At 61.7% G+C, this 16,338-nt stretch carries 16 protein-coding genes and 4 tRNA genes; 9 read left to right on the forward strand and 11 right to left on the reverse strand.

From position 1 onward, the window contains the following. Positions 1-29: 29 nt before the first annotated feature. The 4 genes from AC1AYX_RS09120 to AC1AYX_RS09135 all read right to left on the reverse strand — a co-directional run bounded on the left by AC1AYX_RS09120 (position 30) and on the right by AC1AYX_RS09135 (position 1,141). Positions 30-103 (reverse strand) — tRNA-Lys (locus AC1AYX_RS09120). A gap of 20 nt (positions 104-123) precedes the next feature. Continuing rightward, a tRNA-Thr gene (locus tag AC1AYX_RS09125) sits at positions 124-195 on the reverse strand. Position 196: 1 nt separating this feature from the next. Next, a tRNA-Tyr gene (locus AC1AYX_RS09130) sits at positions 197-278 on the reverse strand. A 407-nt stretch (positions 279-685) separates the two neighbouring features. Next, positions 686-1,141, reverse strand: a complete 456-nt coding sequence (locus AC1AYX_RS09135; RefSeq protein WP_476503181.1) for a hypothetical protein — start codon at positions 1,139-1,141, stop codon at positions 686-688. Positions 1,142-1,258: 117 nt separating this feature from the next. On the opposite strand from AC1AYX_RS09135, the gene AC1AYX_RS09140 reads away from it, so the two are divergent. After that, a complete protein-coding gene (locus AC1AYX_RS09140; protein ID WP_476503182.1) occupies positions 1,259-1,534 on the forward strand; it encodes a hypothetical protein in 276 nt (91 codons plus the stop codon). Here AC1AYX_RS09140 and AC1AYX_RS09145 read toward each other — a convergent pair. The 5 genes from AC1AYX_RS09145 to AC1AYX_RS09165 form a co-directional block, all read right to left on the reverse strand. After that, positions 1,521-2,216 carry an aspartate/glutamate racemase family protein gene (locus AC1AYX_RS09145; RefSeq protein WP_476503183.1) on the reverse strand — a complete coding sequence of 232 codons (696 nt, stop codon included), beginning with the start codon at positions 2,214-2,216 and terminating at the stop codon, positions 1,521-1,523. The two genes, AC1AYX_RS09140 and AC1AYX_RS09145, sit on opposite strands and share 14 nt — an antisense overlap. A gap of 28 nt (positions 2,217-2,244) precedes the next feature. Further along, positions 2,245-2,625 (reverse strand): DUF488 domain-containing protein, encoded by a 381-nt coding sequence (locus tag AC1AYX_RS09150; protein WP_476503196.1) that lies wholly within the window; start codon positions 2,623-2,625, stop codon positions 2,245-2,247. A gap of 23 nt (positions 2,626-2,648) precedes the next feature. Continuing rightward, positions 2,649-3,500 (reverse strand): PhzF family phenazine biosynthesis protein, encoded by an 852-nt coding sequence (locus AC1AYX_RS09155; protein ID WP_476503184.1) that lies wholly within the window; start codon positions 3,498-3,500, stop codon positions 2,649-2,651. A gap of 96 nt (positions 3,501-3,596) precedes the next feature. After that, on the reverse strand, positions 3,597-3,932 hold the full coding sequence (locus AC1AYX_RS09160; RefSeq protein ID WP_476503197.1) for a branched-chain amino acid transporter permease: 336 nt from the start codon (positions 3,930-3,932) through the stop codon (positions 3,597-3,599). Next, positions 3,932-4,696 (reverse strand): AzlC family ABC transporter permease, encoded by a 765-nt coding sequence (locus tag AC1AYX_RS09165; RefSeq protein ID WP_476503185.1) that lies wholly within the window; start codon positions 4,694-4,696, stop codon positions 3,932-3,934. Before AC1AYX_RS09165 ends, AC1AYX_RS09160 begins: the two co-directional genes overlap by 1 nt. Before the next feature lie 202 nt (positions 4,697-4,898). Here AC1AYX_RS09165 and AC1AYX_RS09170 point away from each other — a divergent pair, with 202 nt between their 5' ends. From AC1AYX_RS09170 to AC1AYX_RS09185, 4 genes are all read left to right on the forward strand, one after another. After that, positions 4,899-5,777 carry a LysR family transcriptional regulator gene (locus AC1AYX_RS09170; protein ID WP_476503186.1) on the forward strand — a complete coding sequence of 293 codons (879 nt, stop codon included), beginning with the start codon at positions 4,899-4,901 and terminating at the stop codon, positions 5,775-5,777. A gap of 267 nt (positions 5,778-6,044) precedes the next feature. After that, complete coding sequence (locus AC1AYX_RS09175; RefSeq protein ID WP_476503187.1) at positions 6,045-6,458, forward strand: helix-turn-helix domain-containing protein; 414 nt, start codon at positions 6,045-6,047, stop codon at positions 6,456-6,458. A gap of 17 nt (positions 6,459-6,475) precedes the next feature. After that, positions 6,476-7,036: a PIN domain-containing protein gene (locus AC1AYX_RS09180; RefSeq protein WP_476503188.1), complete on the forward strand. Its 561-nt coding sequence runs from the start codon at positions 6,476-6,478 to the stop codon at positions 7,034-7,036. 254 nt (positions 7,037-7,290) lie between these two features. After that, entirely contained in the window at positions 7,291-7,566 is a 276-nt protein-coding gene (locus AC1AYX_RS09185; RefSeq protein WP_476503189.1) for a FaeA/PapI family transcriptional regulator, read from the forward strand. 283 nt (positions 7,567-7,849) lie between these two features. Here the strand turns inward: AC1AYX_RS09185 and AC1AYX_RS09190 are convergent. Next, positions 7,850-7,937 (reverse strand) — tRNA-Ser (locus tag AC1AYX_RS09190). Between the two features lie 400 nt (positions 7,938-8,337). Between AC1AYX_RS09190 and AC1AYX_RS09195 the strand changes: the two genes are divergently transcribed. From AC1AYX_RS09195 to AC1AYX_RS09205, 3 genes are all read left to right on the forward strand, one after another. Continuing rightward, complete coding sequence (locus AC1AYX_RS09195; protein ID WP_476503198.1) at positions 8,338-9,324, forward strand: glycosyltransferase family 2 protein; 987 nt, start codon at positions 8,338-8,340, stop codon at positions 9,322-9,324. Positions 9,325-11,020: 1,696 nt separating this feature from the next. Next, the gene (locus AC1AYX_RS09200) at positions 11,021-11,923 is read left to right on the forward strand and encodes a DUF559 domain-containing protein (protein ID WP_476503190.1); all 903 of its coding nucleotides are present in this window, start codon (positions 11,021-11,023) and stop codon (positions 11,921-11,923) included. A gap of 140 nt (positions 11,924-12,063) precedes the next feature. Next, positions 12,064-12,993, forward strand: coding sequence for an AEC family transporter (locus AC1AYX_RS09205; RefSeq protein ID WP_476503191.1), 930 nt, complete (start codon positions 12,064-12,066; stop codon positions 12,991-12,993). A gap of 103 nt (positions 12,994-13,096) precedes the next feature. On the opposite strand, the gene AC1AYX_RS09210 is transcribed toward AC1AYX_RS09205, so the two are convergent. Next, positions 13,097-14,287 (reverse strand): ATP-binding protein, encoded by a 1,191-nt coding sequence (locus AC1AYX_RS09210; RefSeq protein WP_476503192.1) that lies wholly within the window; start codon positions 14,285-14,287, stop codon positions 13,097-13,099. Between the two features lie 466 nt (positions 14,288-14,753). On the opposite strand from AC1AYX_RS09210, the gene AC1AYX_RS09215 reads away from it, so the two are divergent. Continuing rightward, positions 14,754-16,338: glycoside hydrolase family 25 protein (locus tag AC1AYX_RS09215; RefSeq protein ID WP_476503193.1), on the forward strand; the 1,585-nt coding region annotated here is incomplete at its 3' end.

A 16,338-nucleotide genomic window follows, 5' to 3' on the forward strand; every position in this document is an offset into this window, starting at 1 on the left:
CCGGAATCTTTCGATTCCGGTCTTGTCTGTGCCCCCGCAGGGATTCGAACCCTGGACACGCTGATTAAGAGTCAGCTGCTCTAACCAACTGAGCTACAGGGGCGTAGTTGGTTCCTTTCGGAGAGCCCCGAGTGAGAATTGGACTCACGACCTCTTCCTTACCAAGGAAGTGCTCTACCACTGAGCTATCGGGGCGTGGCGGATAGTGGATTCGAACCACTGAAGCACGAAGCGGCTGATTTACAGTCAGCTCCCTTTGACCGCTTGGGAAATCCGCCGATCCGTTCCCTCCGCGGCCAGGCCTTTCAGCCCGACCCCATAAAGGCAACCTGAACATAATGGCACGTCATCGCACATCGCGCAAGTCGGCACGTCGCGCGGGTCGCGCAGGTCGCGCGGGTCGCGCCGTACCGTCGCGGTCGCGGCACCCGTCATCATCGCATTCACGATGATGACGGCACGAGTTCACCTGCGCGTGGTCGAACACACATCCTGCGGAAACGCGCGCGGAGTACACCGGATACCGACAACGATGAGGTCCGACTCAAGGGACGAACGAACGAAGGAGCGATCATGCAGAACGACAACCATTACGACGCGTATCACTACAACACGTCGCATCTCGACGACAGCCAGTACGATGCCTACGTGTACGACGAATACGGCATCGAGCGCTGAGCTTCACCTATTCCTCGGCATCGTCCGAGGCCAGATCGTCACGGCCGGCCCGCACGTCGTCCACCCACATGACGAACGCCTCGGAAGGCGCGATGCCATGCTGCTCGTCGCAGACGATGGGATCATAGGCATAATGGGCACGGTAGCCGCCGGAGGCCGCGTTGTAGCGACCCCGGATCTGGGTTGGGCAGTCGTGGCCGTTCGCGAAGCACAGGTCGCGGAGCTTTCCCAAGTCGCCGGTGCCCAATTCCAGCACCTGCAATCTGATTGACTGGTCGTCGACCACATCCCGCAGGTATTGAATCGTTCCGTCCACGCGGAAGAACACGTTGAAGGCCGTCATACAGCCCTCGATGGATCCGTATATGTACACATCCTCCACGTTGACGTCGCCGACGGCCTCCAAGGCAAGCGCGACCAGACCCGCCTGGATGTCCATGAAATCGTCCTCGAATACGGCCATGCTGCCCTCCTTGCGGATACCAGCTACAGGTTACAGCAGCATGCCGAGAGCCCCGACGGCGCAGACAGGCCGGCTCGGTGACGGGCCTTCGCGGTGTGTGTGGGGCGTGGAATGCGCGTGAGTTCGCTGCGCCGAATCATCGGTACGTACCAGTCCGGCGACCGTAATCTACTGGAGCTCACTGACGGGGAACTGGAGCGATCCCTGCAGCTGACGGTGACCATCGACGGCAAGATCATGCCGACATTGACCGGATTGCTGCTGCTGGGCAAGGAGGAGTCGCTGAAACGTTTCATCCCGACCCATAGGGCGTTCCGTGAGGCGCGGGTGACTTCCACATGTGCTGGTGGTCGTTTCAGTAGAGGATCTATTGTGCTGGTCATTCGCCGATGATGCGGTCGATGAGGGCGTTGATGTGGATGCGCATGACGTCCATGACGTTCACCGGTAGGCTCGTGCCATCGAACGCCAATGGCAGTTCCGTGCAGCCCAGCACGATCGCCTCGGCATGCTCCCGTTCGGCCAGCCGAACGGCGATGTCTCGCAGCGCCTTCCGGGTCGCCGGTCTGACGATGCCGTATTCCAATTCCGTTTCGATTGCCTTGGCTATGTACCGCTTGTCCTCATCGTCCGGTGTGACGACGTCGATGCCATGCACTTGGAATGGGTGCTGGAAGAAATCGCCGTCCATGGTCGGACCGGTACCCATCAAGACGACTCGATCGTAATGCCGGTCAACCGCGTACTGGCAGGACGTGTCCAGCATGCTGACGATCGGGATGGGCGAGCGTCGCGTCACCTCGTCGAACACCACATGCGGCGTAATGCCCGTGAACGCGGCGAACTCGGCCCCCGCGACGGCGAGATTGGCGATTCCATGGGTCAGGTAGTCGGTGAGCCCGTCATAGTCTGCGCGTCTGCAGAAGCCCAGCACCTCGAACACGTCCAGACTTTCGATGCTCAGATGCGGGAACCGGTCTTGTCCCAAGCGTCTGCGCGCCCCGTCGGTGATCTCCTTGTAGTAGATGATCGTGGATTCCGGCCCGGTCCCGCCGATCAGTCCCAGCTTCCTCATGGCCGATTCCTTTCCGTGCCCCTGCGTTTCAGTGTGACTTGATGATTCCCGTACCGCCGGCCATGTAGTCGCACAGGACGACCGCGTGATTGACCAGCGGATTCTTGGCCGCATACAGGAGCGTGACGGTTTCATGGGTCATGACGACGTCGCGCAGGGACGCGACCGTCTCTACGTTGGCGTCCAGTTCCGCCCGGTACCGTTCGGAGAACTTCGCAAAGCGCGCCGGATCATGTCCGAACCATTTGCGCAGTCCGGGTGAGGGCGCGATGTCCTTTAGCCACAGGTCAAGGGCGGCGCGTTCCCGGCTCATGCCGCGCGGCCACAGCCGATCCACCAGAATCCTGCAGCCGTCATCGGGTTCCGGCTCGTCATAGATACGTTTCACCATGATGCCCACGCCCGCCATCATCGAACTGCAGGGCGGACAAGTCAATCGATGCGGGACATTCGAAAACCGAAGTCGGGCAGGATGGTGCCGATGGAGAACAGCGCCGCGCCGCCGCCGAGGCTGACGCGGCCGTCGCCGACCGTGGCGTGGATGACGCCGCCGCGCGCCGAGGCCTGATACGCGGTGAGCGTGGTCTTGTCGAGGCGTTTGCTCCAGTATGGCAGGATGTGGCAATGGCCGGAGCCACAGACCGGGTCCTCGGGGACGTTGAGCTTCGGTGCGAATGAGCGGGACACGCAGTCGAAGCCCGACCTCGCATCGCCGGCCGCCGTGACGTTGGCCAGCAGGCCGGGCAGGTCCTCAAGCAGCCCTTGGTCGGGATCGAGTCCGCGCACGGTCCGCTCGTCGGGCATCACGCACAGCAGGTCGCGGCCGAGCCACGCCTCAGCCGGACGGGCACCCAACGCCTGCTCCATCGCGTCGGTGACCGGTGTGGGTTTCAGGTCGAAGGCGGGGAAGTCCATCGTGAACACGTCGCCGGCGTGGTCGTCGCCATCACGCCCGCCGCCCCGCCGTCGGGTCACGGTCAGCACGCCGCTCATCGTGCGGAACCGCACCACGTCGGCGTCCGGTTCCACGAACCGCAGCACCACATACGCGGAGGCGAGCGTCGCGTGACCGCACAGGTCGATCTCGCCGCCCGGCGTGAACCAGCGCAGGTGCCATCCTTCCGGTTCGCGTACGACGAACGCGGTCTCGGAGAACAGGTTCTCCATCGCGATATCCGCCATCAGTTCGTCAGAGGGCCATGATTCCGGCAGGCACACCGCCGCCGGATTGCCCTTGAACACCCTGTCCGTGAACGCATCCACCACATACTGCCGCATAGCCATACTTGTCTCCCATTGCTTTCGTCGTCTACCGTCGTCGTCTACCGTCGGATGTCCGTCGCCATGAATCCCCCAACGGGGCAGGAATCCGCAAACCCGTCACACGAACACCAGCTGGACGAGCATCATATACGCGATGGTTCCTCCGGCGACGGACACCAGCATGCTGTGGCGCCACCGATGCAGCAGCACGATGACGAGGACCGTGATCGCCTCGGGCGCTCCATGGGATCCGGAGAGCGGCGACACGTCCTTGAGCGCGTACACCACCAGCAGACCGGTCATCGCATGCGGCAGAACCCTGCCGAGGTAGGTCACGGTTCTGGGTGGTCGGCGTGAATCGGGAAACAGCGTGAACGGCAGGAAGCGGGTGAGTATGGTGCCCAACGAGACCGCCGCTATGGTCACGACGGCTTGCCATGTGGTCATGGTCATCATCGTTCCTCCCTGTTCCGGGTGCCGTGCTCGTCGTCCGCGTCTTCCAATCTCGTACGCAATATCAGGAACGTCACCAGCATCAGCGCCATGGCCGGAATCATGAACCGGTCCGGGCCGAACAGCGCCAGACAGATCGCGGAGGCCGACAGCCCGACCAGCGCAGGCGCATGAGGCCGAGCCGAATCCACGAGATTCGCGACCGCCGGGTGTGGACGCGGGTCGCTGTCGTCGCTCTCCTTCCGGTTCCGGTCGTCATCCCACTGTTCGAGGAGAATCGACAGGAACAGGGCGGCGAGCACGAACTCGATGCCCTTGGTGTCGAACGGAAGCACGCCGCCGGCCAGCCAACCCAACGCTATTCCACCGAACCAGTAGGAGCGGCAGAGGACGGAGACGAACACCATGAACCATCCCCGGTCGACCGATGCCGGAATATGAACGCTGGAACCGATGGCGAATGTCTCGTCAATCATCGTGAAGATCAGATACGGTTTTCTCCAGCCCAATCCACGAAATGTGTCCAGCATCGACAGACCGTAGAACAGATGACGCGCGTTGACCATGATCGCCAACAGGAACGCGGACCACGGATCGAACGCGGACAACAGCAGATTCACGGTGACGAACTCCATCGACCCGGCAAAGATGACGTAGCCCATGGCCAGCGGGTACACGATTGGGAATCCCTTGGCATGCATGAGTAGTCCGTAGGATCCGCCGAAGAACAGGAAGCCGGCGGCGATCGGCAGCGTGGGCGGCAACGCGGCCCGGAACGCCGTACGCAACAACGCCATATCGGGGGATCCTTTCCTTCATTGATGTTCCCGTGCATGTGTCGAACGATCCAACTGCGCTGGACGTGTCCGATGGCGGCCATCGTATGACGTGCATATACGATAAGTACAATCAAATCCGCTAATGGACATGTAAGCGATGCTTATGCAACGTCTATGATGAACGATTATGGACAACCGGTATCTCGCCCTGCGGCACATCGTCGAATACGGCAGCTTCTCCGCGGCCGCCGACGAGCTGCGATGCAGCCAGTCGGCCGTCAGCCAGATGATCGCATCGCTGGAGAAGGAACTCGACGTCACCCTGCTCAACCGGCAGCGCGGCGGATGCACGCTCACCGAGGAGGGACGCCAGCTCTACCCGCTCATCGAACGCTACGTGGAGGACGGTCTGCGCATCCGCGAACGGACCGACGAGATCCTCGGCCTCGACACCGGCGTGATCCGCATGGGCACCATCGCCAGCATCTCCGCCCACTGGCTGCCGGGGCTCATCAGCGGCTTCCAACAGCGTCACCCGAACGTGCGGTTCGTCCTGCACCAAGGCGACTACACCACCATCCAGGAATGGATCCACAACGGCACCATCGACTTCGGATTCATCAACCCCGCCGCCGCGCGCGACGTGCAGACCATCACCATCAAACGGGGCGCCATGCTCGCCGTCCTGCCGCAAGGTCATCCGCTCGCAGCACTTGACCGGGTGCCATTGGCCGCGCTCGCCAAGGAACCCATGATCCTGCTGGAGGAGGGGCATTATTCCGAGCCGTTGGAGGCGTTCGCGTCTATCGGGCTCAAGCCGAATGTGCGGTTGCGCATCCACGACGACTACTCGATCATGACCATGGTCGAGGCCGGATTGGGCTTCAGCATCCTCGCCGAACTCATCCTCCACCGCACCAGTGCCAACTACCGGATCGTCCTGCGTCCCACCGACCCGCCCGTGGACCGCACCATCGCCATCGCCTATGCCGACCGCGACAGGCTCCCCTTGGCGGCCATGCGATTCATCGAGCACCTGCGAAACAACATCGATGCATTGCCCTGAAGGGGTTGCCGGGTTGCCTCTGTTGCCCGGTTACGTGGGGTTGCTGGAAAACGAAAAACCCCAGAACCGCGTGGTTCCGGGGCGATGGCGGAGGATGCGAGACCCCAACCTTCACGCTGGCTCCGCCTTACTGCCGACTGGGGTTTCGCGTTTCGACGGTTCCACGGACTCATCTTCGCGCCCATTCGACGCGAATTAACAGGACAATTTTGACTATTGTCGATTTTGTCAGAAACTGATAGAATGGCGGCAACATAAGGAGGAATCATGACGGCTGTACTTGAAATGCCGCGTGCCGGTGGGACGACGATTCCGCGCGGCAATCGCGCGCTCGTCGGTTCGGACGGTGACGTGGTGGAGTTGAGCGCCGAGGCGTATGAGGCGGCGTTGAACGCGGCGTTCGGTGCGATGGGACGTCGCCGCATGATTACGACGGGAGAGGCAGCGAAGTTGCTGAACTGCTCGGCGCGCACGGTGGCCCGCATCCTCGATTCCGGCAGGCTGCCGTTCACCCGCAATGGTGCCGCCGGTCGCCGCATGGTGGATGTGGTCGATGTGATGGACTATCAGAAGCGTGAGCGTGAGCGCATGGAACGGTCCCTGGCTTCGATGCGCCACGCGGCTGTGGAGATGGGGCTGTACGGCGACGATGATGCGGCCTACGTCGCCGATTTCGACTGACGAGCCGGGGACGAATCGTGACGAAACCCGTCGTATTGCTTGACGCCAATGTCTTTCCCGCGGTCTGGCTGCTCGACATCATGCTCACGCTGGACGAGGAACAGGTGATCGACGCCGTGTGGTCCGAGCGGATTCTAGAGGAGGCTCGCCGCGCGCTCATTGAAAGACGCAATCGTACGCCGGAACAGGCGGATCGTCTGCTCTCGTTCATCACGCCGATGAACCCTACCCATTGCGTCTACGGTTGGGAACATCTCGAAGCGACGCTTGAGCTGCCGGACCCGGATGACCGGCACGTGCTCGCCGCTGCCCTGTCCGCCGATGCCGATTACATCGTTACGTACAACCTCAAGGATTTCCCGCCGCTGAGTCTTGAACGGTACGCTGTGGAAGCCGTTCATCCGGACGAGTTCCTGAGCACGATGCTCACGCGCGACCACGATGGCATCGTGAATGCGATGAACGCCGTCGTGTCCAGTAAGGATAATCCGCCGCGTACCATGGCCGAGGAGCTGGCACATCTGCGTAGGCTACGCCTGGACAGATTCGCCGATGGCATGGAGCGGGTCGCTCGCTAAAGGGTGATGGGAATCGTGTGTCTTGCCCGGGAGCGGGCCTAGGGGTCTGAACCTAGGAAGTGGGTGTGGGTAAGGTTCCTAGGTTCGGGTGGAGGTTGGGTTCCATCAGGAGTCCACGATTCCGTCTCCGTCACTGTGTCCACGCCATGTTGGCACGAGCCGTCGCATCACTCATGGGATGACTGTGATGGGGTGAGGATGCGCCATGCGCCGCGTCTGTCCGAGCCGATGCGCTCATGGATCCGCCGGTGCCGGTGAGTACGTTGAGCGAATTCCGCATCATCTTCGGACATCGCAGAATGACCGAGCAGGAAGGAACCTCATACTCGCGGGACAACATGCGTCAGGCGATTCTCTCGTATCTGGCGGAGCGGAACAGCGCCAGCACATCCGAACTGGCCGACGCGGCGGGAGTATCGGCGAAAACCATCCGCGACTACCTGTCCGGTTTGATGGACGAGAACCTCGTCGAGGGCATCGGGTCCAAGTACAGTCCCAAGCGCCGGTACCGGCTGGTGGCTTCCGAGTAGAAGCCGGGGCTGCGTTGCGTACTCCGAACCCGAACCTGGGAAGTTACCTAGGAACCTAGGAAGTGGGGTGTGGGTAAGGTTCCTAGGTTCGGGTACGGGTGCGGGCCGATGGGGGATGCCTGTGGGATGCGGGGCTCTGGCTGCGCGTCTGTCCGAACCGGTTGTTGAACGAGCGCACCGTCTCGACGTGTCCGCCTTGGGCTGGACGCCGCAGCGCTTGGACCCCACTTCTCGGGGTCGTCGGCAATGAAAAAGGGTTTCCGGAAAACTCCGAAAACCCTGTTGGCGGAGGATACGAGATTCGAACTCGTGAGGCTGTTACACCAACACGCTTTCCAAGCGTGCGCCATAGACCACTAGGCGAATCCTCCATGTGTTTCCCTGAACTCCTGAACAAGCAAGCTCAGCACACAATTGAGAGAGAATAGCATGGGATTTGCGGATGTGTCCAATCTTGTGTGCCATCGGCGTGTCGCGAGCCGTCGTCGACGTTGACGACGGTGGTCTCGTTCGCCTCGTTCCGGGGCGTCGTGAGCCTTCTCCCCACTGACAATCATAGGGTGTGAAGGTTAACGGAATGTGGTGGTCGTCGACCGGGTGCTGACGATGCCGGAAACGTCGTGGCCGCCGTTCGTCGGGTGGTGAGAGAATACGTCCATGACCGAAGTGAAGACGACCGCGAACGCCGCGAAGACCGACAAAACCGTCGCGAAGACCACGAAGACCGCGAAGACCGCGAAGAAGGACCCCAGGACCATCGACAAGCTCGCCATGGTCATCACCACCTACAAGCGCCAGAACCTGCTCGCCACCCTGTTCGAGTCGATTCTCGCGCTCGAACAGGCGCCGTGGCGCGTCATCGTCGTCGACAACGAGCATTCCGACGAGACCAAGTCCATGGTCGAGGATTTCGCCGCCGACGTCACCGCGCAGTGGGGCAAGACCGTCGCCGACCGTTCCGGCAACCAGTCGCGCGTCGTCTACGCGCCGCAGACCGAGAATCTGGGCGGCGCGGGCGGCTTCTCCGCCGGCGTGAAGAAGGCGTACCAGCTCGGCGCGGAATGGTTCTGGGTGATGGACGACGACGTCGCCGTCCTGCCCGACGGCATCGCCAAGCTCGCCCCGTGGACCCGTCGCCACGAGGTCATCCAGGGCAGCCGCTTCGACTATGACGGCGGCCCGTTCTACTGGCAGTACGATTTCCGCATCGGTCTCGGCATCCCGAACCCGATCGCGCCGGCCGCGTTCGGCCGCGCCGGCTTCCGCACGATGAACACGCTGTGCTTCGAGGGCGGCCTGTTCAACCGTCGCGTCGTCAAGGAGATCGGCCTGCCCGATCCGCGCTTCTTCATCTATTGGGATGACACGATCTACGGCTACCGCGCGAGCAAGGTCACCGCGCCGATCGTCATCCCCGACGTCGTGCTGCGCCGTACGCGCGAAATCGGCAACTGGGACATCGCCGGCCTGCGTCAGCTCAACTCCACGTCCGACATGAACCGCTACCACATCATGCGCAACCGCGGCTACATGGCCCGCTACTTCATGGTGTACGGCGACTACCGTCCGTTCCTCTTCGGCCTCGGCACAATCGCCACCGCCGCGAAGGAGCTCATCCGCCTCGTCATGGTCGACCGCGAGCACTTGAAGACCGGCGTCGTCCAGATCGCGAAGGGCTGGTGGGATTCCCGCAAGCTCCTGCACGACAACGCGTGGCGTCCGATGCCGTGCCCGCTGCCCGACGTGCTCGACGACTGATTCGGGGCCGGTTCCGCCGACCGGTGCGCTGCGGATGCGTCTGCCGTTGTGTCTGCCGCGCGATTGGTGATGGCGCTTGAGTACGGTCTGCCAACAGGGGTTTATAGGGGGTATGCCCCCTATAAACCCCATTTTTAATGGCTTGCGCTCTTGGGGTGTTAGGGGGGCATTGAAGGGGGTATAACACCCACGCGCAAGAAGCGGACGGAGTCATGTCGGTGCTGACGCCCGGAGGCGTGATGTTCCAGAGCTTGTCAGATCTATGCAGGTAGAAGTGGCGAGATCTGGAGCCCCCCGTGGTGGCTGACAATAGGGGGTATTTCTGCCTATAGGGGGATTGCATAGGGGGACAGCTGCGAAGAATCTTTACGGGGGTATGGTGTAAAGAAGAACGGAGTATTGGAGTTGGGCTACTAACCCTGCCCTCAAGACATGTCCGATTGATCTCAGCTGCCTCATTCGGCTCAGGTGGTGCAGGAGCTAGCGGCGTGAATGGTGCTCCGTGACACACAACGAACGTTCGGTGGCTCGACCACGTCCCCTGGGGCTCGGACGGAAGGCGCCGTGCCGCGTTGCCTGTTTGACTACTAAAAAATATGGGGGCATTTTAGGGGGCTATTCCCCCCTTACTGCCCGGGCGTCTTCGAATCGCATTACCCCCGTTTATACCCCCTATCGACAGAATGGAGGACCGCAGAACGGGGTGCCATGTCAGGCCTGTAATGTGCGCGACTCGGGTAATCCCGGAAACTCGCCGCTTTCGTGCTAGCGCCGTTATTGTCTGTGCCGCCCGTACGCGTGCACCGATTGCTGGTTAGGGGGTATGTATGGCTCCATACCCCTGTTCAGCTTCAGCGGATAGGCTGCATGCCCCCTTCCTGACCCCCTATTGGTTACGGCACCCCCGTAAATCACATAGGCGTATGGGGGGCAGCGCGCGGGCGCGTATGCCCGTTTGCCTCGTCACTCCTTCTGCGGCCTCGTTCTCTCCGCCTTGCGTTGTGCATGCTGCGCACGCTGTGCATGCCGCGCACGCTGCAGGCTGATTTGCCCACAGGGCATGAACCTGCGTGGAAACTCCGGAACGCGGAGACTTGGGGCTCTCGAACATGTATGGTTTGCCCCGCTTTGTGCGTGGTTGGGCACGTAACGTGCATGGTTGGAAGGGCAACGTGCATAAACGAGCATGCAACATGTAGGAGAATAACGCCAACCTGCAGTGTATGGTCCTGAAGGCATCCGCATCTACGATTATTTATGTCGCCGACTTCCGCGGAATTCCAAGGATCGTGGTCTTGCAGGCAGCCGGCGGGAAGACGTTCTTCAAGGTCGTGCCCTACAGGTTCAAGCCAATCGGCTACAGGTTCGTCCGGTTCTTCTACAGGTTTCCGCCTGGACTATGCAGGTACCTACCCGAACCATGCAGGAATGCGTCTGAAGCATACAAGTTCGGATACGGATACGCCCTGTATGGTCCTGTCCCCATGCGCCTGTACACACTTGGCCGGCCCCGGCCGGCCCGGGCCGGCCCGATGGCGTGCAGAACTGCCAAGCATGGGGCAAATCCTCACTCGGCGGCTCCCATGTACGGTTCCTCCCGAAAGTCATCTCCGGTTATCCACCGTCTCATACGTGCTCCTCCACCGCGGGCCGGCTGGATTTCAGCTCCGATCCATGACCGCCTACGCTTCATGCCATGAACGTTGCAACCACACCGACGACCCCGGGCATTGCGATGAGGCAATTGGCGCTGAACCGGCTTGACGAACTGCGCAAGGCCATGGACCTCGCGAACAGGCATGGTGTCGCATTCGAGTGCGGTCTGATTTCAGCCCTCCGGCTGCATGGCATCGAGCTGCCGCTGCTCCCGCGCGGCGCGCTTGACCTGGAGAAGCTGCACATCGTCGTGGACGACCCCGCGAAGCGGCGCATCTGGAATGGAGTGCAATGCCATCTGTTGACCAAGCCCGCGTGGCTGACCATTCCCCAAGAACACCGTCGCGAGTATTCGCCCGGCCAGATCATCGAGGGCGTGCAAGCGACGCATCCGCTGCTGGTCTGGGCTCAGATGGCGCGGATTCTCGACGAGGACGAGCTGACGGTGCTTGCCGACTCGATGATGCGCCGCAACCAATCCGACCCGCATTTCACCCCGGATGATTTCAATGCGCTGTTCGAAGTCCTGCCGCCGCGGTTCAAAGGCCGCGTGAAATGCCTAAACGCCATGCGCCGCATGCGCGAGAACACCGATTCCTCGATGGAGACCCGGCTTCGTCTCAGATTGGAGGCCGAGCCGCTGCCGGAGCTTCGCTCATTACAGGTCAACCACAAGGTGGCGATTAACGAAAACGGTGCCTTCGTATATCTGGATATGGCGTTGCCCGATCTGCGCATCGGCATCGAATACGCGGGACGTCATCACGCCGACCAGTGGAGCGACGACGTGTCCCGCCAGTCCGCGCTCACCGCGGTCGGTTGGGAGGTGCTGACCGCGCACAACAACACCTTGAAGGACGCCGAACAGTGGCGCGAGTTCCTGATCCGGCTGACCGCGTTGGTCCTGAGCCAGCGCCAATACCACCGCCGCCACCAACGATGAACGCCATGTGACCGTCCCGCCGCCGCCCGCCCTTCACGCGCCTATGGTGTCTTGCGTATCCGATAACCACAACCCACGCATAACCACAACCTACGCAATCACACCAACCCACACCAACCCCACATCAAAAAGGCCATTCCATGCTGTTCCAATCCGGCGCGCTGCTGCTCGCCATCATCGGCCCGTACGCGCTCAAGCATCTGCACGTGTTCGGCGACCGCGACTACAAGGTGACGCAGGGTCTCGTATTCAACCTGACCCTGCCGTGCGCGATCATCCTCTCGTTCGCCACGAACAAGCATGACATGCGCATGCTGTGGATCGTGCTGTTCGGCTTCTTCGCGTGCGCCGTCCCGCTGTTCGTCGTCTACGCGGGTTCGCGCGGCGACGAGCGCAACTACCGCGCGTTCCAGATGCTCAACGCGTCCGGCCTGAATCTGGGCGCGTTCTGCCTGCCTGTGGTGCAGACGTTCATGGGCGCGTCCGCGGGCCTGCCGGTCATCATGCTGGACATCGGCAACGCGACGGTCGCGACGGCCGGTTCGCTCACGATCACGCGCACGCTGCTGCACATGGACGACAATTTCAAGAGCCTGCCGCTGGTGCTGCGTCTGCGCAACATCGCGCGTGATTTCCTCGGTTCGATCAGTTTCGACATCTACATGCTGATGCTCGTGTTCATGTTCCTGCACATCACCATCCCGCAGCCGATCGTCACGTTGATCACGCCGTTCGCCAATGCGAACGCGTTCTGCGCGATGGCGATGATCGGCCTGATGATGGAGGTTCCGGACAATCGCAAGGATAAGATCGAGCTCGCGAAGGTGATTGCCTGGCGCGCGCTGTTCGGCGTGCTGATCGCGCTCGCCGCCTGGTTCCTGCTTCCGTTCGATATGCGTATCCGCGAGATCGTCGTCCTCGGCTCGTTCGCCCCGATCACGATCTTCTCGACGAAGTTCACCGATTCCCTGACCGGTAACGCGAAGCTCGCCGGTTTCTCCCTGACCGTCACCGCCGTCATCTCCCTGGTCGTGATGACCGCCCTCCACGCCGCCCTCCCGGGCGCGTGAGTGCGCGTGCGTGTGCGTGCGTGAGTGCGTGCGTGTGCGACGCGCGATCTGCGTCGCACCGTCGCGCATTCACGTACGTCACGGTGCGTGGCCGGCACCGTCGCTACTCCAGCAGCCAGTCGATGATGTTGGTCTGTTTGATGCCGGCGTGATTCCCGTTCCCGATGCGGTCCATGGTCAGCAGGGTCTTGGGATGGTTGTCGTCGATGATTCGGAGCGGGCGGAGTTCTCGGGCGAGCGTGGATTCGTCCATCACGCTTAGTGAAACCTGGTAATAGTGGTCGCCTTGAGAACCCGGCGTATAGAAGTCCACTTCGGTGGCGCCTACTTTGCCGATGTGGACGGTACGGTGGCGTCGGAGCAGCTCGAGGTAGATGATGTTCTCAATGCGGTGCCCGAGGTCGCCGCCGGTTTTGCCGAGGAACCAGAATCGGAAGCCGGGATCTCCCAGATAGTATTTTTCAAGGGTCTTCAGATAAGCTTTGCCTTTGATGTCGTATCTGTCGGCTCGGAACAGCAGATAGTTCTCGCGCAGGGCGGTGATGTACTCGTTCACCGTGGTGGGGGAGATGCCGCGATGGGTCTGTTTCATGGCATCGGCTATGCCTTTCACGGATGTGATGTTGCCGGCATTGTCCGCCAGGAACGAGGCGACTTCGTTGAAGGCGGCGGTGTTGATGCGCGGATGGCGTTGCGCGATGTCTTTGACGAGGATGGTGTTGAAGACACCTCCGAGGTAGTCCGCGATGTCCTGATCGGAGTCGAGGGTGGCCGCGTACGGCAGGCCGCCGTACAGCAGGTAGCGGCCGAAGGACTGTTCCGGCGTCTCGGTGACGGGTCGTACGCTGCGGTATTCCTTGAACGATAGGGGCAGCATGCGGAGTTCCACGTATCGTCCGGTGAGTCGTGTGGCCAGTTCGCTGGAGAGCAGGTCGGCGTTCGATCCGGTGAGGTAGAGGTCGACGTCGTCGCGCACATAGAGTCCGTCGGCGGCGCGTTCGAACTCCCGGACATGCTGGATTTCATCCAGGAACACGTAGTTCGTGACGCCTGGTGTCAGACGAGAGACGATGTAGTCGTAGAGGGGTTTGGCGTCGGTGGGGTAGTCCTCTTCCAGGCTTTCGAAGTTGATGGCGATGATGCGTTCCGGTGCCACGCCCTCGGCGATGAGATAGTCGCGGAATAGTTTGAGTACGGTGGATTTGCCGCAGCGGCGCAGACCCGTGACCACTTTGATGACGTCCTTGCCGCGCCATCGTTCCAACCAATCCGTGTACGTGGGGCGATCGATCATTACGCGTCCTCCTCATTCCTGTGCGGTCCCAACTCGCTTGCAGCCCGTTTGCAAGACTTCTGCAGTCGTGGCATGCCGCCAGAATCCACCGCTTCTATCAGTGATGTGGCAAGTATATGTCATTCCGTGAATTTCTATCAGTTTATGTGATAGAACTCTGTTACAGAGGAAGTTGTACTACCTATTCCGGCAAAACAAACAATTCGCCTCAGCTGGATGCCGATGTGCGCCCGTTATTTGCTCCGTGCGCTGTCGGGAGTCACGCCTCCCGTATCGGGCTTCGTCTTATCCGACTCGCCGGTTAGACTGAACCACGGTCGAAAACGTTGCGATTGCGCCGGTTCCCGCGTGTGGCGGCCGGCATGATGGTCGATGCGGCGAGAGCGCGTCAAGGAGTCTGGACATGGTGGGGAAGAATCGGTTTGGTGCATCGGGGCATGGTTCTGTGGAGTCGTGCGCGTCGCGTATGCCGCGTGTGTTGCGTGTGGCCGCGGCGCCTGTGGCGTCGGTGGTGTCTGTTGCGTTGTTGGGTGCGGTGTGCGTGGTTCCGGCCAGTGCGCTCGCCGACGTGGGTGCGGGTGCTGCGGGTACTGCGTCTGTTGCGCCCGTCGCGAGTGCCGCGTCCGGCGCGACCGCGTTCGCGGCGCGTCCGGTCGCCGGCGATACGGCCTCCGATGCGATGCCGGGTAATCCGGATGCCGATCTGCCGGACAGGGTGTCTTCCGATATCCCGGATGATGCGACGGTGGTGTCGGAGCAATATGCGGTGACTCCGGATGACGGGTTGAAGGACATCGAGACGGGCGAGACGGTCACCGATCCGCGGATCGTGGGGACGGAGAGCCGGCAGCCGGATCCGTTGGCGAAGTCGGGAGGCGAGTCGTTCATCCCGGTGAGCGCGGCCGAGGTGAAGGCGAAGGTCGCGGCGAACGGCGGCGACGTGGAAGCGGATGCGGCGGATGCGTCTGGCGTCGCTTCCCGTTCCGTCGGTTCCGTGCGGCTGGCGTCTCTGCCGGGCAACGAGTATGGCGCGCATTGGGGTTCGTATAACGGGACTCCGGCGTTCTTCGACGCGAAGGACAATCTGTTCGTCCAGCAGGCGAAGGGCGTAATCGACGTGTCGACGTGGCAGGGGACGATCGACTGGCAGAAGGTGAAGGATGCGGGCGTGGGTGGCGCGATCATCCGTCTGAGCTATGGCTGGGACAACGGGTTCGACGCGCAGGCGTTGCGCAACATCAGCGAGTGCCGGCGTCTGGGGATCCCGTTCGGCGTGTACGTGTTCTCGTATGCGGAGAATGCGGGTGACGGCGCGTCGGAGGGCGCGGACGTGGTGAGCCTGCTGCGGAAGGCGGGTGTGAATCCGGGGGACTTGAGCTATCCGGTGTTCTATGACTTGGAGACGTGGACGTACACGGGGCACCGGAGCCCGTCGTCCCCGGGCGTGTACGAGGGGATCGTGGACGCCTGGTATGCGAAGCTTCAGGCGGCGGGCTATACGAATCTGAGCGTCTACTCGTACACGAGCTATCTGGACACGGCGTTGAACAGCGTGAGCATCCATGCGAGGACGCGTTGGGTGGCCCAGTACGGTTCGACGATGCAGTACGCCGCGTTCCCCACGAACGACCGCGGCTGGCAGTACACGAGCAGCGGTAAGATCATCGGCATCACCGGCAACGTCGACCTCAACGCCTTCGGCAACAAGACGGCGATTTCGGATGGCGGTAGCAGCGGTAATGGCGGCAAGAGCGGATGGCAGACCATCAATGGGCAGAAGTACTGGTTCGATAACGGCGTGATGGTGCGCAATAAGGAGGTGCGTGACCCGGCGACCGGCAAGTGGTACTACCTCAATGTGGACGGCACGGTTATGCGTGGTGTGAAATGGGTGGCGTCGAGCGGCGGCAAGTGGGTGTATTACGACATCAACACCGGCGAGATGCGCTACGGGGAGCAGTACCTGTCGTATGACCGCGATCATATCGGCTGGTACTATTTCGATCCGGGTTCCGGCGCGATGGCGCATGGTGTGAAGTGGATGACGTCGA

This window comes from Bifidobacterium sp. LH_419 (assembly GCF_056356955.1).